Annotated in this window: 13 protein-coding genes; 9 read left to right on the top strand and 4 right to left on the bottom strand. The window is 58.6% G+C overall.

Features of this window, described 5'->3' with window-relative positions:
* Positions 1–14 precede the first annotated feature (14 nt).
* The gene (locus tag AB4O41_RS00140; protein WP_460145688.1) at positions 15–6,668 is read right to left on the bottom strand and encodes an NEL-type E3 ubiquitin ligase domain-containing protein; all 6,654 of its coding nucleotides are present in this window, start codon (positions 6,666–6,668) and stop codon (positions 15–17) included.
* Positions 6,669–6,952: 284 nt separating this feature from the next.
* Here AB4O41_RS00140 and AB4O41_RS00135 point away from each other — a divergent pair, with 284 nt between their 5' ends.
* Positions 6,953–7,174: a DUF2970 domain-containing protein gene (locus AB4O41_RS00135; protein ID WP_460145687.1), complete on the top strand. Its 222-nt coding sequence runs from the start codon at positions 6,953–6,955 to the stop codon at positions 7,172–7,174.
* Positions 7,175–7,180: 6 nt separating this feature from the next.
* On the opposite strand, the gene AB4O41_RS00130 is transcribed toward AB4O41_RS00135, so the two are convergent.
* Positions 7,181–8,266 carry an ABC transporter substrate-binding protein gene (locus AB4O41_RS00130; protein WP_460145686.1) on the bottom strand — a complete coding sequence of 362 codons (1,086 nt, stop codon included), beginning with the start codon at positions 8,264–8,266 and terminating at the stop codon, positions 7,181–7,183.
* Between the two features lie 524 nt (positions 8,267–8,790).
* Here AB4O41_RS00130 and AB4O41_RS00125 point away from each other — a divergent pair.
* On the top strand, positions 8,791–10,449 hold the full coding sequence (locus tag AB4O41_RS00125; RefSeq protein WP_460145685.1) for a nitrite/sulfite reductase: 1,659 nt from the start codon (positions 8,791–8,793) through the stop codon (positions 10,447–10,449).
* Positions 10,433–10,927: a DUF934 domain-containing protein gene (locus AB4O41_RS00120; RefSeq protein WP_460145684.1), complete on the top strand. Its 495-nt coding sequence runs from the start codon at positions 10,433–10,435 to the stop codon at positions 10,925–10,927. Before AB4O41_RS00125 ends, AB4O41_RS00120 begins: the two co-directional genes overlap by 17 nt.
* Before the next feature lie 44 nt (positions 10,928–10,971).
* On the opposite strand, the gene AB4O41_RS00115 is transcribed toward AB4O41_RS00120, so the two are convergent.
* Both AB4O41_RS00115 and sohB read right to left on the bottom strand, forming a co-directional pair.
* Entirely contained in the window at positions 10,972–14,913 is a 3,942-nt protein-coding gene (locus AB4O41_RS00115; RefSeq protein ID WP_460145683.1) for a dermonecrotic toxin domain-containing protein, read from the bottom strand.
* A 189-nt stretch (positions 14,914–15,102) separates the two neighbouring features.
* The gene (sohB, locus tag AB4O41_RS00110; RefSeq protein ID WP_460145682.1) at positions 15,103–16,125 is read right to left on the bottom strand and encodes a protease SohB; all 1,023 of its coding nucleotides are present in this window, start codon (positions 16,123–16,125) and stop codon (positions 15,103–15,105) included.
* 202 nt (positions 16,126–16,327) lie between these two features.
* On the opposite strand from sohB, the gene AB4O41_RS00105 reads away from it, so the two are divergent.
* From AB4O41_RS00105 to AB4O41_RS00080, 6 genes are all read left to right on the top strand, one after another.
* Positions 16,328–17,038: a histidine phosphatase family protein gene (locus AB4O41_RS00105; protein WP_123356686.1), complete on the top strand. Its 711-nt coding sequence runs from the start codon at positions 16,328–16,330 to the stop codon at positions 17,036–17,038.
* A gap of 64 nt (positions 17,039–17,102) precedes the next feature.
* On the top strand, positions 17,103–17,417 hold the full coding sequence (locus tag AB4O41_RS00100; protein WP_123356684.1) for an SCP2 sterol-binding domain-containing protein: 315 nt from the start codon (positions 17,103–17,105) through the stop codon (positions 17,415–17,417).
* Between the two features lie 304 nt (positions 17,418–17,721).
* Complete coding sequence (locus AB4O41_RS00095; protein ID WP_460148455.1) at positions 17,722–19,569, top strand: amidohydrolase; 1,848 nt, start codon at positions 17,722–17,724, stop codon at positions 19,567–19,569.
* A gap of 287 nt (positions 19,570–19,856) precedes the next feature.
* Positions 19,857–20,720: a LysR family transcriptional regulator gene (locus AB4O41_RS00090; RefSeq protein WP_123356843.1), complete on the top strand. Its 864-nt coding sequence runs from the start codon at positions 19,857–19,859 to the stop codon at positions 20,718–20,720.
* A 110-nt stretch (positions 20,721–20,830) separates the two neighbouring features.
* Positions 20,831–21,973 carry a sterol desaturase/SRPBCC family protein gene (locus AB4O41_RS00085; protein WP_460145681.1) on the top strand — a complete coding sequence of 381 codons (1,143 nt, stop codon included), beginning with the start codon at positions 20,831–20,833 and terminating at the stop codon, positions 21,971–21,973.
* Between the two features lie 38 nt (positions 21,974–22,011).
* Positions 22,012–23,055 (top strand): SMP-30/gluconolactonase/LRE family protein, encoded by a 1,044-nt coding sequence (locus AB4O41_RS00080; protein ID WP_460148454.1) that lies wholly within the window; start codon positions 22,012–22,014, stop codon positions 23,053–23,055.
* The last annotated feature ends 78 nt before the right edge of the window (positions 23,056–23,133 follow it).

Below are 23,133 nucleotides of genomic sequence, written 5' to 3'. Positions count from 1 at the left end.
CGCCGGAAGGCTGATTATCGGCTTGAGGTTCCCGGCAGCGGTGCTGCGCCAGAGGATCGCTCAATCGCCTCGACCTCTTGTCGAGACAGCTCGATCATCTTTGCGTTACGTGCGGCTGTCAGATCAAACAGCTGCTCCATGAGCCTCGCATCGTCGACATCCATCCCGTCACCCTGCTCCTGCGTCAGGTCCGCCTCGTCGAGTGCCCTGAATGCTTCGGGATATTTTTCCTTGAGATAACTTACCCAGTAGTCACGCTGGATAAGGTCCTCAAAAAAAACGTCGCCGTGCTCGGCATTCATCACTTCGCGGCGGGCTTCAGCCAATTGCCGGGTTGTTACACCTGAGGCATACGTCATGTGCTTCGGCTGCCCCGGCAGCTCCAGGCCATCGCCCCACCCGCCGGTCAGGCCGATTCGATAACCCAGGCGTACTTCCGCCTGATCCTGACCGGTATGGGTAGCGGCCTTCGTCGCCAGTTCATCGACCTTGTCCAACCGGAAAAGCCGTCTGGACAACCTCAATAATGCTTCGCCTTTTGCACCGGACCATCCGGCAGACACTTCGTGCAAGGCATTGTGTGTATACACCGTGCTTTCCAGTGCACTGAAGGTCAGGATTCGACCGTCGACGCAGGTGCCGTGGGTGTTTGAACTGGCAAACAACGTTTCTCGAAGTCCGCTGTTGCCGGCGGCGGCCTCCATGACTGTCCAGACCCGCCGCGTCAGGTCGGCATTTGCCACCTGGAACTCACGCGTGTCCTGCAACCGTGAAAGCAAATGGAAGAACGCTGCATTGTCCGGTTCCGCCGCCAGTTGATTCCAGAGCCGAGTCTTGCTGGCTACCTCCTCGGGAGTAGCATTGGCCAGCCAGGGAGTCTTCTGCTCGACCTCGAGTTCCCTGCCGGAAAGATCTTCATCAGATTCGATGCTGCTTTCACTGACCGTTTCAACCTCGTTGCGCGCTTGATCGATCCACTCATCCAGAGCAACGCGCGAGTATCCAAAGGCAGTTGCGCGCGAACCCCTTTCGCGAAAGTCCCGCATCTGCTCCAGGGTTTCAAGCGACAGATTGAAGTTGTCGCTGAGGTCCGTGCCCGACATCAGCACGTCATGGCTGCCATCCAGGGCCTGTGGAGGAATCGACGTGATGTCGTTTCCACTCAGGTTCAGCGTCCTGAGATGACTGGTATCCAGCACAGCTACCGGCCAGTCGGTCAAATTGTTGTTGCGCAGATCCAGCGTCTCCAATCGCTCAAAAACGCCGAGATCAAATTCGTCCAGTGCGTTGTAGCTCAGATCCAGCCATTGCAAACGCTGCAAAAGATTCAACGAGGCAGACAGATTATCGCTATCGCTCAATCGATTCGAGGACAACTCCAGTCGTTCAAGGGTGTGCATTCGGCCAACCGGCTCGGGAACCGCTTGCAGGTCATTGCCATTGAGTTCCAGCGTCCTGAGCTGCTTGAAAGCCTGCAGAAACCCATTGGAGCCCTGTTCACCCAGCCTTGTCCCGGTCAGGTTCAACGTGCCCACGTGGTCGAACACTGCGGGCAATTCGAGAAGATCGCCCAACTGCAGGCCGTTGAGATTCAACACGGTGTCTGCAGCACCTTGCGCGGCACCCAGGCTCTCACGCCAGCAATCAAGGATTCGTAATGCGGCCTGGTTGCGGCTTGCCGATGAGGCTATCCAACCAGCGCCACTTGACTCGCGCGCGAACAGCCAGCCGTTCAATCGGCGCGTCAGTTCATCATGAGTCCGGTCCCATCCGGCAATCCGCTCGCTGAGTTGCACCTCGCTAGCCCCGCTCTCGCGCAGCTGTTCAATCACTTGCAGGGCTTCATCTTCCGCGAGTATCGGCTTTAACCGTTGCAGACGCTTGGCAAGATGCGCAGCCCCTTCCCCCACAGGAATTTCCGGCAGGGGCAGCAAATGGCGAGCGATTGAAAAGCCGCTCTCGGCCGGAGGAAAAACTGACGGCACCCTCTCCCGGGCGAACCTTTCCAGGGTGCCCACAGGCAGACCATGGTCCAGCTCGATCTGCGTGCGGGCGATGTCCAGCAAAATCACCGCCTGCGGGGTCAATGGCGTGCCGGTCAGGTCGGTCTTGAGCAGCATCTCGCTCTCAAGCACCGTCGCCGGGAGCGAGGAAATCCTGCTGTCACGCAAATCCAGCCAGCTCAGCGCTGGCAGGTCTTGCACCCCTGTCGGCCATTCATGCAGGTTAGTCGCCCGCAAGTCCAAGGCTTTAAGACGCGACATATGACTGACATCCAGCGAGTTCAGCGGATTGTTGTGCAGGTCCAGATATTCAAGGTTCTGCAATCCATCAAAACCCTGGGCCAGCGCAGGGTCGCCAACAATCGCGTTGCCAGATAGGTCCAGACGGGTCAACTTCACAAGATCACCCGCTGCAATTGGCACAGCGATCAACCCGCTATCGCTCACATCGAGTTGTTGAAGTTCGGTAAACCCCCGAACAAAGCCACGGACTGTTTCAGCAGGCGCTTTCACGCCTTTCAAATTCAACCGTTGAACATGTGCGAAAGCAGCGCCAGGCAAGTCGGGGAATTCACTGAGTTCCAGGTTCGGCAAATCGAGCAACGTGGCGTCGACCGTCGCACCGTAGCGTTTGAATGCACCGTTGCGCCAGCAAGTCTTGATGGACATCGTGGCCCATGTCCGCCCCATGATCTCTTTGATCGCCTTTGGCCTCTGCATCACGCTTTGGGTCCAATCTTTCAGTTGACGATCGAGCACGCCTGACGTCTGGCTCAAGGCATCGACCGCCTCGAACCGTGCATCTGCCCCCAGCCACTGCTCGACAAACCGGTTGAACAGTCCATCAATCGACTCGTTCATCCCTGCGGCAAGACGCGACAGCTCACCCTTGCAGTAGTCCCTGACCATTTCCTCCCGATCAAGCAGGTGCTCGGGGTGATTGGTGACGTACTCAAACGCCGGTTTGAAGTGTTCATGCGAGAAGTTCGACCAGTCCAGAGACAAGCCGGACCACAGTTTTTCATGCCCCTGGAAAGCCCCGTCGGGCAATGTTCCGATTCCGGTATCTTTGAGGTTCAGACGCTCCAACGCAGGCAAATCAAGCACTCCGACCGGCCATTCACGCAGCATGCGCGAGCCAATTGCCAACCTGCGCAGATTGCGCAAACGACTGACATCCAGGGCCATCGGTGTGAAATCCGAGAAATAAACGTTGAGTTCCTGCAGCGTCGTCAATGCACCTAACCTTGAGGGCATATCCACGGCGCGGGGAGAGTCTGAGTAAAGGCTCAGCCCTGTAAGTTCACGCATTGCGCCCAACCCCTCGGGCACATTGCTGAATTGACCTCCCGTTGCATTGATCCTGAGGTTTTTCAATCTGGGGAAATTTGCCAACAGTGCATCGGCGTTGGCGTCAGTAATGCACCGTCCCCGGATGCTCAGTTCACGCACATGCGAAAAATCCGCCGACAGAGGGGGAATCGGGTCGTCACAGGTCAAATCCAGCGAACTGTAGAAAGGCAACTCCTCTGCCAACGGCGAATTACGCCAGCATTCCTTGAGGTTTCGCGCGACAGCGCTTTTGCCCCCCAACACGGTTTGTAAATCAGGCTCCGGTGTCCCGACCCATTGATCGAGCATTGACTCAAGCGCCTCCCACTCACGCATACGCTCCTGCAACAAGCCATAAATCTGTGCGTCGCTTTTCCCGGCCCGCAACTGCTTCAGGATAAAACTGTTGGCGTTTTGATCGGAGAGTCCGGGATAGACAGACTGAACCCGAGCGACCAATGAAGGATTCAAGCCTTGCCCGCGCCCACTGGCGGGGTAACCCACCTGTCGCTCATTCACTCGTACGGGGGGCTTGAACGCAGCGCGTCTGCCGGCTCGGTTCTCCAGTTGTTGCATTAACTGCGCCCGGTGCTGCACTGCCGAGTCAAAAATCGCCTTTTGCAAACCGGCGCGTTGACTGACGTGCGGAACACCCAATGCCTGGCGGGACTCATCGGGCAAGGCATGCATGATGGAATCGAAAAAGTTGTCGCCACGGCGGGGCACGCTATTGAGCGCCTCTCCTCGCTCATCGAACGCCTGGTAGGCCGCCCCCTGTTTGACGACATACTTGCGACGTGCGGCGGTCTCGCGGCCAATGCCATCGATCAGCGGACCGTTGATGCGACCGTCACGAACCTCCAGACGCACCTCGCCGGACCAGCCCGGCAGCTTTTCCAGGGCATGCAGGGCGAGCCATTGGCTATCGGGGGAAGTCATATTGTCCCGGTACAGACCGGCGAAAGCCCGTACCTGACGCCCCTGCTGCGCATACCAGCGGGCCTCCTCGAGCATTTTCAGCGGAATTCGGTGGGTGGTCCGCAGGCGTGTCAGCTCCTCGGCATTGGCATCGAGCAGAACTCTTCGGGCTGCAGAATCACTCAGCCCCGGGCAAGCCCGCCGAAGTTTTTCGATGAATGGCGCGCGGCTTTCCTGCTCGATGATGGGTGCCGCTCCTGAATCTGCCGCGAACAGCCTCAGGGCCTCTGTCAGTTCAAGGGGCGGAGGTAAATTATCCGCATGCATCTTGCGCAAGGCATTGTCGCTGACGCCGCTGATCTCAGCAGCCTCAAGCAATTGTTTGTCCGTCAATGCCTCGGTGGCATGGCCCATGCGCCGCAACAGAGTCAAGCGGTCCCACTCCAGTGGCCGCTCCAGCGCATGGCGCCAGGCTCCCTGCCCATTGTGTTCAAGAATGGGTTGCCAGGCCTGCGCATTAGTCGGATGTTGAATGCGCCATTTTTTCAGCGATTCATCGTAGGTGGTTTCATAGACTTTGCCGGCCTGCCGGATGCAGGTTTTGCCATTGACCCGATACTGCCCCAAGGCATCCGGCCGGACGTCGGGGGCCAGCACAGTATCAAGCTCATAGGCACGCAAATCCGGCTTCCACAGTCGGGTTTCACTATTGGGCAATTTGACTTGCTCCAGGCGTTCGACCACAGGTTCTGGTTTCACCGCTGACAATTTACCCAAGCCCTTGCCCACACCGGCCATCACGGTGATCAGCGCAAGATTTTCCGCCACGTCGATCAGGTGCGCCTTGGCGGCATTGCGATCACCTTCACTCCATTCGATCGCCCCCTCGAAAGACTCATACAGCAATTGACCCGCCATCACCGTCAGCATGATTTCGCCCAGTACCGGCACGAACATCGACACCAGGTTCAACCCCAACATGCCGACTTCCAGCAGATGATTGAGCTTTTCCGCCCGTACCCTGGCATCGACGTCAGCCGTGGGAACCGCATGGCTACGTGCATCGGTAATGACTTTTTCCCGGTTTTGCTCGTAAAGATACGTCCACGGATCGGTGTTGGCAGACCAGATTCCTGCTGCACCGACACGATTGATTTCGCTGGGTTTGAGAAAGGGATCCTCCACCGGTTCCCGTTTGCCCTGATGCTCAGGGGGCAGTTCCTTGACTCTGACGATGTCAGAAAACGGAGGAATGGACTGAACAACCTTGAACCAGATGGACTGTAACGGGTCGGTGGGTGAACCCGCCGCTTTACGAGAGAACTGGCTGAAGTAGTAAGGGCGATCAGCGTAAGCCACGAACTGGCTGAAAAAACGCTGGTGCGCCGTCGGCCCTCCATTGTCGACTGACTTTGTATCCCGAGTGGTGAACTGCCGCTTGAACTCTTCGCGCCACTGCGCGGAGGTGTAGCGCTTGAGCGGATGCTGCGGATCATGAGGTACATAAACAATGAACTCATTGGTATAGCGGTACTGTTCACAGATGGCGAACACAATGCAACCGGTCATCCTGCGCTTCATCAGGCTCAGGTCGCGAAACCAGACCGGCTTGCCACCCAGCCGGGGATGGACTTCTCCATCAATGACCGAAAGGATCATCCTGTAGTCTGCGGGCTCGATATCCTTTTTCAGCAACGCCAGCTCCGCAGCCGCCCTCATTGCGGTTTTCTGACTGTCGATGAATTGTCGGCGCAGCGTCACTTCAAGCTGCGCATCGGCAGGCTGGAAAAACGCCTTTACATAGGTTTGGTAGTGCGCACCGATATCCAGTGTGCGGCACAGGGACAAAAACTGCCTGATCGTGAGGTTGATGTTGGCTACCTGGAACGTGCCAGGAGTCGACGTTTCTACAACAAAAGCGGACTTTTCATGGAAGGCGCCCTTCTCGCACTCGGACGCTTCGAAGTTATGTAACGCGGCCTGCAGCAATGAAAGCTTCATCACCTCGAACGTTGAGACTTCTACTTCCAGCACACCCATTGCCAGCGGCCGTCGCAGACATACCAAGGTCTTGTCGACATCTGCGCCAACCCCAAACCGGTCTTTCAGGGCCTTGACCAGTAATGGCCTGGCGAACGTGTCGATGCCTTGAAGAGTCGACAGGGTCTTGTCCAGCCGGGTCTGCGAAACAAGGCTGGCGCTGAAGCGCTCTCTCAACACATTCTGTTGCTGGATGGATGCGCGCTGATACCAGCCTGGTAATTGCGCGCCGGCATCCTTCAATGCAACGCGTCGTTCAGGCGTTGCATTGATCAACCAGTCGGGAGCCTTGCCTTGAAGAAGTTCACTGTGGATGCTGCTTTTTCCTGATACCCGCGGCTTCAATGCGGGAGCGTTATTGTTTGAGATGGACATAATGTTTTCCTGACAAATGGAGCGTCAGGACATCACGTCAGGAAGGTGAATCTGCGGTACATAGTTATTGCCAAGGGCGGACTGGTTACAAACTGCTTCAATCGTCACCTGGCCAGTGGCCAACATCCATCTAATGTGGGAGCGAGCCTGCTCGCGATGAGTACCTTCCAGTTAATATTGATGTCTGTCAGTACGCTATCGCGAGCAGGCTGACTCCCACATTGGATTTGTGTATGCCGCGAATTGTCTATGCTTACCTTTCATGCACATGTGACGGGGGATTTATGGACGATCCAGTCGACAACAACAAACCACCAACCTTCTGGCAAATGCTGCACAGCGTGCTGGCTGCCGCGTTCGGGGTACAGAGCGGGAAGAATCGGGCCCGGGATTTCACCCACGGCAAGCCGAGTCATTTCGTGATTTTGGGGATTCTGTTCACTGTAGTGTTCGCGTTGACGCTGTTTGGCATCGTCAAACTAGTGGTGCACCTGGCGGGTATCTGAACTGGCTCAGTGCATAAGGGCTTGCAGGCTGAACGGGTAGCGATACGACGTCGGTCGCCCCTTGGCCGAGAGCTTCTGGAAATCCACGTCGTAATCCTGAGTAGCGCTCAATGCCAGCAACCGCTTGGCTTGTGCGTGATCGATCAGCTGCAACAATGGAATCTGCCGGTCGCGCCCGCCGTACTGGCTGACATCCACCCCCATGTCGTAGTCATGCAGTTGCACCAGGGCCCAACCACCCAGAGTGAAGTGCCCGCCCAACAGCACACTCAACCGCCCTTCCAACAGCGCCTGTAACGCGGTTGGTGAATTGTTGACAGCGCTGAACAATGCGTCCTTGCCGGGTTGGCCGCCCGTTTCAGCGTAGGCCTGCATGGCGCCAAAGGCCATTTCATCGTTGGCCGACCAGACCAGCGACGTTTGCGGATAACGCTTGAACAACAACCTGGCCTGTTCATAGGCGCGCTCGCGGGTCCAGCCGCCATAGACCAACTGGCGCAACCGCACTTCAGGGTGTTCGGCCAATGCCCGCATCATGCCCTTCTCACGCTGTTGCGCGGCTGGCGTGATTTTCAGGCCGGAAAAGGCCACCAGATCAATGACCTGACCGGGCGCGACCGGGCGATGCAGGCGAATCAGCTCCTTGAGCATCAAGTAGCCGCCCTCCTCATTGTTGGGCACCAGGCTGCCCAACCAGTCGGGATACTTGTCCGGCTGGGCGCCGAGCAGGTGCATCTGGTCTGCGGTCAGGCCGTTGTTGACCAAAAACAGTTTCACACCGCTGCCTTGAGCCAGGCGCAGGATTTCGGGCGCGACGTACAGTTCGTTGACGAACACCAGATAGTCCGGTCGATTCGGCCCTTGCAGGACTTCGCGGGCCTGCTGGAGCGTGGTCTCGGCGTTTCGCTCGGAATAGCGGATATGCAAATCCATGCCCAGGTCCCTGGCTGCGGCCTGCATGAACTGCGAATAGCTGACCCAGAACGTTTCTTGGCTCGTTCCCGGATTCAGGAATACGACGGACGCCGCCTGAGCACACGGCCCCAAGACCGTACCAAGCGCCAGCACTACACCATAGAAGAACTTCAACATTAAACGTCCGAGCCCCCGAAAATCCGCCGCGCATTATAGCCAGCGAACTCCCTTGGAACGGTGCTTATTCCGGCTTCTGTCCGACAATCGTCGGCGCCGGGCCCGGACGGGGTCGTTTATTGATGGCTGACCCAGAACACCGCGGTGCCCACGACCAGGATGATCAGGAACAAAATCGCCCAGGCATCGACCGTGCTATCGCTTTTCCCTGCTTTGGTTGGGTTGCTCATTGCATCGCCTCTTGTCGGTTTTATCGGTGATTGCATAAAGACTCGACCACAGTTAAGACGATGATTGCCCGCACCACAAATGTGGGTTTTACCCCCATGAACTTCATTAGTCGTTTTGGTTCTTTACATATACTCAAACATCACTTTTGCGCATAACTGCAAACTGGTATCTTGCCTCCGCTCCGTTGGGAGTGCGCGGCCGTGCGCGCAGAATTGCCGAGGCAGTATCGGAGACTTCAGCAAGCGAAAAACGCAACTGGATCCGACCGGCCCAAGCCTGAGAACAGGACTTATATGTACGTATACGACGAGTACGATCAGCGGATCATCGAGGACCGCGTCAAGCAGTTCCGTGATCAGACCCGACGCTATCTGGCAGGCGAGCTGAGCGAAGAAGAATTCCGCCCCCTGCGCCTGCAAAATGGCCTTTACATCCAGCGCTTCGCGCCGATGCTGCGGGTGGCGGTGCCCTATGGCCAACTGACTTCGCGCCAGACGCGAATGATGGCCAAAGTTGCCCGCGACTATGACAAGGGCTACGCCCACATCAGTACGCGGCAGAACGTGCAGTTCAACTGGCCGGCCCTGGAAGACATCCCGGACATCCTGGCTGAACTGGCGACCGTGCAGATGCATGCGATCCAGACCAGCGGCAACTGCCTGCGCAACGTCACCACCGACCAGTTCGCCGGTGTCGCGGCCGATGAGTTGATCGACCCGCGTCCGTGGTGCGAAATCGTCCGTCAGTGGACCACGTTCCACCCGGAATTCGCTTACTTGCCGCGCAAATTCAAAATCGCCATCAACGGTTCGACATCCGACCGTGCGGCCATCGAAGTCCATGACATCGGCCTTGAGCCGGTGCACAACGCCGCGGGCGAACTGGGCTTCCGTGTGCTGGTCGGTGGCGGCCTGGGCCGTACACCGGTGGTGGGCGCGTTCATCAACGAGTTCCTGCCATGGCAGGACCTGTTGAGCTACCTCGACGCCATCCTGCGGGTCTACAACCGCTACGGCCGTCGCGACAACAAGTACAAGGCGCGGATCAAGATTCTGGTCAAGGCCCTGACGCCCGAAGTGTTCGCTCAGAAAGTCGACGCGGAAATGGAACACCTTCGCGGTGGCCAGACCACGCTGACCGACGCCGAAGTGCATCGCGTGGCGAAACATTTCGTCGATCCGGACTACAAGACCCTGGACAACCAGACGGCCGAACTGACCGAGCTCGACAAACAGCACCCAGGCTTCGCCCGCTGGCGCACCCGCAACACCCTCGCGCACAAAAAGCCGGGGTACGTTGCCGTGACGCTGTCCCTGAAGCCGACTGGCGTTGCGCCGGGCGACATCACCGACAAGCAGCTTGATGCCGTTGCCGACCTCGCCGACCGTTACAGCTTCGGCCAACTGCGCACCTCCCACGAACAGAACATCATTCTGGCCGATGTCGAGCAGAGCCAGTTGTTTGAACTGTGGGGCGAGTTGCGCGAGCAAGGTTTCGCCACACCGAACATCGGCTTGCTGACCGACATCATCTGCTGCCCGGGCGGCGACTTCTGCTCCCTGGCCAACGCCAAATCGATCCCGATCGCCGAGTCGATCCAGCGCCGTTTCGACGACCTGGACTACCTGTTCGACATTGGCGAGCTGGACCTGAACATCTCTGGCTGCATGAATGCCTGTGGTCACCACCACGTCGGCCACATCGGCATTCTCGGGGTGGACAAGAAAGGCGAAGAGTTCTACCAGGTGTCCCTGGGTGGCAGCGCCAGCCGCGATGCGAGCCTGGGCAAGATCCTCGGCCCGTCTTTCGCACAGGAAGCCATGCCTGACGTGATCGAGAAGCTGATCGACGTGTACATCGAACAACGTACCGAAGACGAGCGCTTCATCGACACCTATCAGCGTATCGGCATCGACCTCTTCAAGGAGCGCGTCTATGCAGCGAATAATTAAGAACAACGAAGTCGTCGACGAAACCTGGCACCTGCTGCCGAAGGACTTCAACATCGACGAGATCAGCAACTGCGACGACCTTATCGTCCCGCTGCAACTGTGGCGCGAGCACAGCCGTATGCTCAAGGCTCGCGATGGCGGCCTGGGTGTGTGGCTGGACGCCGATGAAGAAGCCGAAGAAATCGGTGACGACGTGGATCAGTTCAAGGTCATCGCCTTGAACTTCCCGGCCTTCACCGATGGTCGCAACTACTCCAACGCTCGCCTGTTGCGTGACCGTTATGGTTTCACAGGCGAACTGCGGGCGATCGGTGATGTGCTGCGCGACCAGCTGTTCTATATGCACCGCTGCGGTTTCGATGCGTTCGCCATCCGGGCCGATAAAGACCCGTACGAAGCCCTTGAAGGTCTCAAGGATTTCTCGGTGACCTATCAGGCCGCCACCGACGAACCGCTGCCGCTGTTCCGTCGCCGTTGATGTCCAGGCCTTGAACCCTTTGCGGGGTTCAAGGCCATCCTCTTCTAGGCCTGCTCGGTTATTACCGGAAAGGGCCGCCCCATCGTTACCCAATCGCGGTAAAGCCTGCTCCGATCTTCCATCGCGGTGAAAATTCCCAGCGGATTTTCGGCATCGATCGCTGTGCCTTCAACAAACCGGTTCAGCCAGCCCCACAACTCGTCCGACGCCTGAGCTTCGCTCAGTAGTCGCCACACCCTCGCTTGCAACGCCATATAGTCGACCTGAAAGTCCGCCGTCAGGCTGAGCCCATCGATGACCCTCAGGAAACGACCTCCCGACGGTTTGACCGCCAATTGCTGCCAGATCGTTCGCCTGGCTTGCCGCAGTGCTTCGTCACCCTCCTGCAACCACGCAACCGGATTGCCATAGTCGGCTCCTGGCGTACTCAACCACAGGTTGATCCCGGTGCGTTGCCGATGATTGACCAAGCGCCGCAACGTGTCCTCGTCGGTCAGTGGGTTACCCCAGAGCCTCACTCGATCCCGTGCGACGGCCTGGCTCAGCACCGCTGGTGGAACCCTGGTGATTTGGTTGTCACTCAAGTCCAGCGACGTCAGGTAGGGTTCGTCCCGAATTCCGATCGGGCATCTACTGATCCCTGTATTCCTCAAGTTCACCTGACGCAGTTCGTTCATTCCTAACAACATCGGCGGAACACCCAAGGGGTTTTCACTTAAGTCCAATGATTGCAAGTTGATCAAGTCACACAGTTGCGCCGCCGAGTTCTCCCTGAATTGCATAAACGTGGCTTTCAGATTCAGGGTCGTGAGATGGCTCATTCGCGGAATCGCCGGCGGCAGAACACCTTTCATTTCCCCCGCAGCGTCAGCCAGCCGCAGATCGACTTTTTCCAGGCTCAAGACGCGCAGATTGGGGAAAGACTCAAGGAAGCCGTTCAAGCTCTCACGTTCAATCAGATGGAATCCGCGCATCGACAATTCGATCACCTCGTTGAACCTCACATTCATGACCGGCAAACGGTGGAAGTCCTCGAAGTCCAGATCCAGTTTGTATCCCGTTAGCGTCTCCCCGGAATAAAGACGATTGGCCTGTGGCGGGCATTTTTGCCAGATAGAGATCAGCTCGTCAGCCAGTTCCATCCGGGTCTCGCGCTCGTACTCCATCGTGTACTGCAACAGTGCGACGTTATGCTCCGCGATCTCCGTATGATTCATGCCTGCGGCGTCCTCGTCGCCAGGCGCCAGAAAGTCGAGGTCCATGTCATCGAGATCCTGCAGGCTCTGGTCGATCCAACCCGTCAAATCCGTACTCAATTGCTCAAATTGCTGCTTCAATCCATCGAGCTGCGACTGAACGCTTTCTCCGGCATGTTGCAGCCATTCATCGGCCTGCGCGTTGCCGAAGTCGGGATAGAGGTCCCTGACTTGTAGCCTCAGCGTTTCGTGGGTCAACGCTGCGGCCTGCAGGGTCGTCGGGAAGCCGCCGCCCCTCAAGCCTTGCATTTCGAAGGGTAGTCCCCCGTCCATTCTGCCCAGACCCAGGCCGAATTCGGCGCGTGATAGCGCACGGTCGCGGAGATTGAGCTTCAGTTCGTTGGCCGGGTTCAGCGACTGAAACTGCAACGCCGCACGCTCATCCGCGGACAACACACCGTTGACGGCCCCGTAAAAGTCCGCACGTACGATGGTTTGGGCGGGCACATCGACGTATTGATAGTGGTCATCGATTTTGATCAAACGACGACAATCAGCCGCATCAAGCGAGCCGCAACGATCCAGCACCCGACCGTGCAGCGAGCCGTCCAGCACCTCGATTCGCAGGTTTTTCGGCCATCCGGGCAGGTTCCTCAGTGAGTGCAAAGCCAGCGTGTCCGAATCGGAATGGGCCACGGACCGCAGATAAAGGCCTTCATAAGCACGGGCCAGCCTCACATGCTGCTGGTACTGACGGGCCTTGCTGTCCAATTGTCTGAACACCCCTTTGGCCTGGATCGCATCCGGCGTCGCCGTGAATTCTATGCCATAGCGATCAAGCATCTGCTCCACCGCACTTTTCGGCAGGCCGGGATATTGCTGTTGAAACAATCGGACCCATTCATGTTCCGAGTGCTGGAGTGCCTGATAGCGAGTGTTGAACAACTCCACTCGACGGGCCTGCAACGCCTCGTTCCCGTCAGCCTGCGTTTTGTCGAGGGCCTCCACGACGTCCTGATCGATTTTGAAGCGGCTGATAGTGTCGGCCAACACAGGAGTGGGTCGACGACCGGCCTGCATCATTCGCAGCAGATCGTCATCAATGGCGCTGACCTTGCCGATCTGCAGCAGGACTTCATCGCTGAAAGCGTCGACCGGGGCGCCTATCCCTCGCAGCAGGCTCAGACGACTCGGCATCCGCGTGGTCGGTTCCGGGGGAGCAATATGAGTGGACAGATCACCAGTCGGTCTGTTGCCGGATTGCACATCAGGCTCGCCAGTCTCGTGCTCGGTCCTGGTCAGTGCGGCGACGTCGGCGCCTTCGCGTTCTAACGAGGCGACAGCCCCAACCAGCGGCAATGCATTGAGCAAGCCAAACACAGTTCGCGTCACGCCTTCCGAACGCTCGCTGGGTGTTTGCCCCTCGACGGCCTCTTCCAGACCGTAACCGGCATCAATAAGCCCGGCCAGCACCAACAATCCTTCACCTCCGGGCACAAACAACGCCAGCGGCCCGAACCGATTGATCCATTGCACGATCGGCTCGACGAAAGCGCTCAGATTGTCACGGTTGACCTGGGCATCGTCGCGGATGGTCTTGACGCTGTCCTGGGCGGCCTGCTTCATGGAACCCACCAACTGCGCAAAAGGGTCGGATGCGCTGGGTGAGCGATCAAAGTCGATGTAGTCGTCTGGATCCCAATGGCCATCATCGTTGAAGAACCCGGCATTCTTCGTCAGCCTGTGCATCTTGGGATAAACCGCCATGCCCTCCAACGCGGTCAGTACACCCGCATGAAAGGTGCCGTCCTCGCGATCCTCTTCAGAAAAGTGAGCCGCCAGTGCCTGTTTCGTATCGGCGCCCCGGCCCTGAGCCACGAGCCATTGGCGCATCTGCCGGCTATCGGTGAATTCGTGCAACGGTGAAGAATTGCCGGGGATGTACAGCAGCACCCTGGACCCTGATCGCTCTTGAAAGCACCAGATATCCGTCGCTGTATAACGGTACAGTTTCAACCGACTCGCCTCGACACCCGGGGGCATTTTTGTCGGCGCTTGCAATTGCTCGATCGTCAGCGCTTCCCAGGTCTGAGCGGCGGGCAACCCGGCGGCTTGCATGGCGAGTTCCAACCCCTTTCGGGACAGGCACCGTTCTTCATATTGCAGGCGGGCCGCCATGACGAAAGCGGCCTTGACCGACGTCCTCAGGGCATAAGGACCGGGAGCAGCAATGACCGCGTCCGACGGCCAGGCTTGATCAAGATAAGTCTGGTATCGATCGGAAAGAGACAGCCCCCAGACCCACTGTTTGAAATCGGCAGGCCGCAGATTGATTTGCGTGTGCGGGCCATACGATTGCGGAACCGTGGCGCGGTAAATGCCTTCATAGGTGTCGTGGTTGCCACTGCCCACATAGGCAAACTCGTCGACCTTCTCGACAACGCGAACCGACGGCCCGATGTCCGGCGGCGCGTACAAACCAAACACCGTTTCGCCGAAGCGCCCATCGCCCACCGTCTGATAGTTGCCAAGCAGCGCCTGGATCAGAGTGCGGGAATTCCCCACCTGCCCCTGATGGACACCGTTCTCTGGAGGATGCCCATGGTAGTTGTAATCGAGCGTTACCAGCAGGGCTGTCTGCGGATCGATGTCGGCTCCCCACTTCTCCTTTATCAAGCGCTCGCCAAACTGAGCGGGGGTTTGCGGTAGTGCGGTTTCCACTGCGGCCTTCAGTTCGTTGTGCATCAGGATATTGGGTGTAGGGGCGTCGCCATGGGCGTGATCATTCATGTGCATTCCATTGCAAACTATTGGGAATCACCAGAATAATCAGCGGCGATTCAAGCGTAAGTCGGAATGATCGGCAGGCTAGTTAGGACGTTTCGCTGAGTCCGCAGGAAAGTGAACAGTCTTAAATGCCGGACGAAAAAAACCGCGGAAATCCGCGGTTTGAATTTTTTGCAGAAGCCCGCCAAAGGCTTACCAGAAGCGTTGCTGGGTCAACCGGCTCCACCAGTTCAGCAACACGCGATCCACCGAACCGCTGGCCGCGATACCGATGCGCTCCTGCAGGCTTTTGCGCTCGGCGTAATGCAAGTGATAGAGCTCGGACTGCTGGGCGCGTTCGGCGAGGTATTCATCGCTGGTCTTGAGTTCATCCACCAATTGCTTGTCCAGAGCCGCGATACCCAACCAGATTTCACCGGTGGCCACTTCGTCGATGGCCAGTTGCGGGCGATAGCGGGAAACGAAGTTTTTGAACAGCTGATGAGTGATATCCAGCTCTTCCTGAAATTTCTCCCGGCCCTTCTCGGTGTTTTCGCCAAACACGGTCAGGGTGCGTTTGTACTCGCCGGCCGTCAGCACTTCGAAGTCGATGTCGTGTTTTTTCAGCAGACGATTGACGTTGGGCAACTGCGCCACCACGCCGATCGAGCCGAGGATCGCGAACGGTGCACTGATAATCTTCTCGCCGATGCACGCCATCATGTAGCCGCCGCTGGCCGCGACCTTGTCGATGCACACGGTCAACGGCACACCGGCTTCACGAATCCGCGCCAGTTGCGAAGACGCCAAACCATAGCTGTGGACCATGCCGCCGCCGCTTTCCAGACGCAGCACCACTTCATCCTTTGGTGTGGCGAGAGTCAGCAGAGCGGTGATTTCGTGGCGCAGGCTCTCAGTGGCCGATGCCTTGATATCACCGTCGAAATCCAGCACGAACACCCGTGGTTTTGCCTCGGGTTTCTTCTTTTGCTTTTTCTCGGTTTTAGCCTGGGACTTGCGCAAGGCCTTGAGCTGGTCCTTGTCGAGCAAGGTTTGCTCCAGGCGTTCGCGCAGCCCTTTGTAAAAATCATTGAGCTTGCTGACTTGCAGCTGCCCGGCCGACTTGCGCCGACCTTTACTGCGCAACGCCGCAAAACTGGCCAGGACCACCAGAATGGCGATCACCAGAGTCACGGTCTTTGCCAGAAAAATGGCGTACTCGAACAAAAGCTCCACAGGGACTCCTTCAATCAATGCGCGGGGTAAACACGCGCGGGATACCTCCAGCATACCCATCCGCCGGCCTGACGGCCAGCCGTGAAACCTCTGGCAACAGGCCTGTAACGGGCATTTCAAACAAGCGTATGTTTTTTCATTGACAGCTCACCGCCATCCTCATAACCTCGCCAAACCTTCAACGTACCGGGATGACGCGGACGTGGGCAGCATCTACTTGATTCGACATGGCCAGGCCTCCTTTGGTGCAGACGACTATGACGTCCTGTCGCCGACCGGTATTCGCCAGGCAGAACTCCTCGGCCAGCACCTGGCCGAACTCGGTGTCAGCTTCGATCGCTGCCTGTCGGGCGACCTGCGCCGCCAGCAACATACCGCCAACAGCGCGCTGGAACAGTTCGCCGCCGTCGGTGTGCCGGTACCGGTGCTGGAAATCGATTGCGCCTTCAACGAATTCGATGCCGACGCGGTGATCCGTGCCCTGCTGCCGGCCATGTTGGAGGACGAGCCCCAAGCGCTGGATATCCTGCGCAACGCCGCACAAAACCGTGCCGAGTTCCAACGCATCTTTGCCTTGATCATCGAGCGCTGGCTTGCCGGCACCTATGACACACCGGGCCTTGAGAGCTGGCTGGGTTTCGTCGAACGCGTGCAGGCCGGTCTGCATCGATTGCTCGAACAAGCCGACAATACCCAGAAAATCGCCGTGTTCACCTCCGGCGGCACCATCACTGCCCTGCTCCACCTCATTACGCAAATGCCTGCAAAACAGGCCTTTGAACTGAACTGGCAAATCGTCAACACCTCGCTCAACCTGCTTAAGTTTCGCGGTCGCGAGGTGGCCCTGGCTTCCTTCAACAGTCATGCACACCTGCAACTGCTGAAGGCCCCGGAACTCATCACATTTCGCTGAGTCCGGATTATTGTGACCCTGGCTGTAATCACCCAGCTCTTATTACCCAAGAAAGGATCGAACCATGACCTCCGTAGCTGATGCCGTACAAGCAATGAAAGCCAAGTTCAACCCAGCCGCTGCTGCCGGTCTGGACCTGGTATTCGGTTTCCGCATCGACGACACCAAGAACTTCTCGCTGATCGTCAAAGACGGCACCTGCGAACTGCAAGAAGGCGAGAACCCGGACGCCCAGGTCACTCTGGTAATGGACGGCGAAACCCTGGAAGGCATCGTCGACGGTTCGACCGACGGCATGCAAGCGTTCATGGGTGGCAAACTGCGCGCTGAAGGCGACATGATGCTGGCCATGAAACTGTCCGAGCTGTTCCCGGCCTAAGCACGCCGCTCCCGTCTTTCGGGAGCACGTCTGGCTGCAAACGAATCCCGCCCCTTGTGGCGGGATTCGTCGTTTTCGCCCTCGAAAAACGGCTATCTGCGGATTTGCCGACTATATTCCTTCTGGCCGCATGCGTCAGACATCGGCTGTTGATCCTCGCTCCTTTGTGAAGAACTTTCTGGAGAGCGCTGCCATGAGCCCACCTGACGAGCACAACGACTTCAGCCGTCGCCGTGTATTGCAAGGCCTTTCGGCAGGCGCCGTCGGTGCCTGGGTCAGCCCACTATTCGCAGGGAGTAAAACCATGCCCGATGCCCCGGCCGATCTGATTCTTTACAACGGACGCCTGCACACCGTCGACCGCAAGAAACCCCAGGCCAGTGCCGTCGCGATCAAGGACGGGCGCTTCGTGGTGGTTGGCAGCGATGCCCAGGCCATGGCGCTGCAAGGTCCCGGCACCCAGATCATCGACTTGCATGGCCGCACGGTGATTCCGGGGCTCAATGACTCCCACCTCCACTTGATCCGTGGAGGTCTGAATTACAACCTCGAACTACGCTGGGAAGGCGTCCCGTCCCTGGTCGATGCCTTGCGCATGCTCAAGGATCAGGCCGATCGCACGCCTACGCCGCAATGGGTGCGAGTGGTCGGAGGCTGGAACGAATTCCAGTTTGCCGAGAAGCGCTTGCCAACGATTGAAGAATTGAACAAGGCCGCGCCGGACACACCGGTGTTCGTCCTGCACCTCTACGACCGCGCCCTGCTCAATCGTGCGGCGTTGAAAGTGGTCGGTTATACCCGCGACACCCCGAACCCGCCGGGCGGCGAGATCCAGCGCGATGCCAATGGCGACCCCACCGGCATGCTGATCGCCCGCCCCAATGCAATGATCCTTTACTCGACCTTGGCCAAGGGGCCGAAGCTGCCGTTGGAATACCAGGTCAACTCGACCCGTCAGTTCATGCGCGAACTCAATCGACTCGGCGTCACCAGCGCCATCGATGCCGGCGGCGGTTATCAGAATTATCCAGACGATTATCAAGTCATCCAGCAACTGGCCAAAGACCAGCAACTCACGGTGCGCATTGCCTACAACCTGTTCACCCAAAAACCCAAGGAAGAGCTGACCGATTTCAAAAACTGGACCAGCACTTCCCATTACGGTCAGGGCGACGACTTCCTGCGGCACAACGGTGCCGGGGAAATGCTGGTGTTCTCGGCAGCGGATTTCGAAGACTTCCTCGAACCCCGTCCCGACCTGCCGCAGACCATGGAGCAGGAACTGGAGCCGGTGGTGCGGCATCTGGTGGAACAGCGCTGGCCCTTCCGCCTGCACGCCACCTACAACGAATCCATCAGCCGCATGCTCGACGTGTTCGAGAAGGTCAATCGGGATATTCCGTTCGACGGCTTGCCATGGTTCTTCGATCACGCCGAAACCATCACCCCTCGGAACATTGAACGGGTTAAAGCCCTCGGTGGCGGCATCGCCATCCAGGACCGCATGGCGTTTCAGGGCGAATACTTTGTCGACCGTTACGGCGCGAAGGCAGCCGAAGCGACTCCCCCGATCGCGCGCATGCTGGCCGAGGGTGTGCCGGTGGGCGCCGGCACCGATGCCACGCGCGTGTCCAGCTACAACCCCTGGACCTCGATGTACTGGCTGGTCAGCGGCCGCACCGTCGGCGGGCTGGCGCTGTACCCGCAAGGCTTGAGCCGCGATACGGCGCTGGAACTGTTCACCCACGGCAGCGCCTGGTTTTCCTCCGAACAAGGCAAGAAAGGCCAGATCAAGGTCGGGCAACTGGCGGATCTGATTGCGCTGTCGGCGGACTACTTTCACATCGAAGACGAAGCCATCAAATGGATCGAGTCGGTGCTGACCATTGTCGACGGCAAGATTGTCCATGGCAGCGTCGAATTCGAAAAACTGGGACCACCGCCCATCCCGGTGGTGCCTGAGTGGTCGCCCGTGGTGAATGTACCGGGACACTGGAAACCACTGGCGCCGCTGACCGCGCAAGTACACCAGTGCGTGGGCGCTTGCGCGGTGCATGCCCATAGCCATGAGCGGGCGCGGTTGTCGTCAGCGCCGGTCAGTGACTTTCAAGGGTTCTGGGGCGCGTTTGGCTGTTCGTGCTTTGCGTTCTGAACAAAATATTTCCAAACATTATCCATCCAAGGGGGGAGCGCCGCACCGCCGCTCCTACATTGAATCCGAAGTAATTAGTTCGGGCAGTGAAATCTGTGGCGAGGGAGCTTGCTCCCGTCCGGCTGCGCAGCAGTCGTAAACCATCCGATGAGGTGCCTCTGAAGAACTGCAGTGGCAGGTTTTGGGGCCGCTTCGCGCCCCAGCGGGAGCAAGCTCCCTCGCCACAGACGGTATCCGCTGGCGGCGCCTGCTCTTACAATGCCCGCACCTCCCCTATCGGCCAGCCCATGGACATCGACCTCGCCCGCACCTTTCTGGAAATCGTCCGCCACGGCAGCCTGGCCGCGGCGGCTGAAAAGCTGCACGTCACCCAGACCGCGATCACCGCCCGTGTGCAGAAGCTCGAAAGTCAGCTCGGCAGCACGCTGTTCGTGCGCAACCGCGCCGGTGCGCGCCTGACGCCGAACGGTGAGGCCTTTGTGGTTTATGCCAATCAACTGGTACAGACCTGGGAAGCGGCGCGTCGGGACTTGCCTCTGCCCGAGGGCTACCGCGACGTGCTGCACATCGGTGGCGAGGTCAGTCTGTGCAACCCGTTGATGCTCAGCTGGGCCGGTGAACTGCGCGAGAAAATCCCCAGCCATGCCCTGCGCATGGAAATCCGCGACGGCGAAAACCTGCTGCGCCAACTGGAGCTGGGGGTGCTTGATGCGGCGCTGGTCTATCAGCCCGAGTACTGGCCACGCCTGCAAGTCGAGCAGGTGCTGGAAGAAAAACTCATTCTGGTACGCCTGGCCGGACGGCCTGATCCTTATGTGTATATCGACTGGGGCCCGGACTTCCGTCGTCAGCACGATGCCGCACTGCCAGAAAAAGCCAAGGCCGCCTTGAGCTTCAACCTCGGACCGCTGGCCTTGCAGTACATCCTGGAAAACGGCGGTAGCGGCTATTTCCGCACCCGCGTGGTCCAGAGCTACCTGGAAAGCGGCGTGCTGGAGCCAGTGCCCAAAGCTCCGGAGTTCAGCTATCCGACCTACCTGGTCTACTCCCGGGACCGCGACTCGGCGACCTTGCAACGAGCCTTCGATTTGCTGCGTGAAGTGATCAAGACGGACGACGACTGGTCCCAGCGCTGGAACCCGTTGACCTGACGCCAGGCGTCTTGCACCGGAGCATGGCGCATGTGGCCTCAAGGTTGGGCCAGCCTCTGTGGCGGGATCGGCTAATCTGCTGGTTATAACAATAACCACAGGTGCATGCAGTGAGGCAGACCACCGAAGCATTCCGCGCGCGCTACCGTGCCGACATTCATCCGCTCTACAACCCTTGGTTGCACGGCGTGTTTGTGCTGCTGTTCGGGTTGCTGGCCATCGGCGCGTTCTGGAACACCATGCATCAGGTACACCCACTGGAATGGCTGGCGGTGCCGCTGACCCTGTTGTTCTTCAACTTCGGCGTCTACGTCGTGCATCGGCATCTGGGGCACCACAAAAAGCGCCTGACGCGAATGTTCTATGCCCGTCACGCCGGTGATCATCACAGTTTTTTCACCCCCGGCCACATGACCTACGACAGCGCCCGGGACTGGCGGGTGATTCTGTTTCCGGCCTGGCTGATCGTGTTGCATACCCTCGTCATCACCGCGCCCGCCTGGTGGCTGTTGGCTCAGATCAACGGCAACGTCGCGGGGTTGTTCGGCGGCTGCATGGTCCTCGGTTACCTGACTTATGAAGTATTCCATGCCTGCGAACATCTACCACCCGGCAACCCGCTGACACGTCTGCCATGGATCCGCCAGATGCGCCGTCTGCACGAACTGCACCATCGCCGTGAGCTGATGCAGGAGCGCAATTTCAATATCGTGTTTCCATTGATGGATTACCTGTTCGGCACCCTGTATTGGGAACCGGAGCAAGCGTCCCCGCACCTGACGAGAACGCCCACCCGCCTGCAGCACGTGGTCGACATCGCTGGAAATCCGCTCGCCGTGCTCGCCTACGCCAGCACCGCGACACGTTGGCCGGAGTGGCATCCGTCCTCCCTCAAGGTCGATAGCCAGAGCGGCCCGCTGTATGCCGGTGCGCGGTTCGAGGAAGACATTCGGGCCGGCGGACGTGAGGGGCATTTGCGCTGGGAGGTCGATGAATACCTGCCCGGTCGCCGCTGGAGCGCTCGGGCTTGGGGCGATCATGGATTGTCGTTGAGGGTGACTTACGAGTGTGAGGCTGAGGGCGACGGCACGCGGTTTGTCCGCACCCTGGAATATTGCTTCAGCGGTGTGGTGATGCGCATCGCCAATCGACTGTTGCTCAAGCGGCGCATCGAGCGTGAATCGGCGCAATCGATGCTGGCGTTACGCGAGATGGCGCAAAAACATCTGGCCTCGACAGGAGTCACCGCGTGAGAGCCCTCAAGTTTCGGCATTTATTGTTGTTGTTAATCATGGTGATTGGCGGCTTCCTGTTGTTATTACCGACCAAAGTCCAGCCGATCGCCTGGACACCGTCACCGGCGCCCTCCCTCATTGATGGCGTTTACACAGACAATCAGCGCCTCAAAGGCGTGGAACGTGTCGGCGCCGCTGACATCGACGGCCCGGAGGCGTTGCTGCTGGAGGAAGACGCCCTCATCACCGGTCTGCATGACGGCCGGTTGATTCGCACCAGCCTCGACGGCAAAACCACCAAGGTGCTGGCCGATACCGGTGGCAGGCCATTGGGTCTGGCGCGACACCCCAATGGTTTGCTGGTGATCGCCGACGGGGTCAAGGGTTTGCTGTCGCTCGATGCTCAGGGCCGGTTGATTGCATTGAGCACCACGGCCAACAACGTGCCCTTCGGCTTTACCGATGACGTGACCATCGACAAGCCCGGGCATTACGCCTATTTCAGCGATGCTTCCAGCCGTTGGGGTTACGGCAAGGATGGCGAGGCGATCATCGAGCACGGCGGCGACGGCCGATTACTGCGTTATGACTTCCAGACCGGCACGACGACGGTATTGCTGGATAAACTGGAGTTCGCCAACGGAGTAACCCTGGGGCCTGACGATGCGTTTGTGCTGGTCAACGAAACCGGCGCCTATCGCATCAGCCGCTATTGGCTGACCGGGCCGAAAGCCGGAACCCACGATTTGTTCATCGACAATTTGCCAGGGCTGCCGGACAACCTGGCATTCAATGGCCGCGACCGTTTCTGGGTAGCGCTGTACACACCGCGCAATGCACTGCTCGACGCCACGGCGCCCTACCCTCTGGTACGCAAAATGATCGTGCGCGCGATGACGGTACTGCCCAAACCGGTGGAGAAACGCGCCTTCGCCCTCGGCCTGGACCTCGACGGTAAAGTGATCGCCAATCTGCAGGACGCCAGCAGCGGCAACTACTCACCTATCACCACCGTGCGCGAGTATGGGGACTGGTTGTACCTGGGGTCGCTGAAAGCGCGGCACATGGCGCGGTTGCCGTTGAGTACGGCATTGCAGTAGTAGCGGCGGTGCGGCGATCCGACTTGCTCGCGAAGGCGGACTGACATTCAACATTGATGTCGACTGGCAAGGCCTCAT

The sequence above is a fragment of the Pseudomonas sp. S2_A02 genome (genome assembly GCF_054668495.1).
Note: the sequence above shows the minus strand (reverse complement) of the source record. Positions and strands in the feature narration are given on the sequence as shown.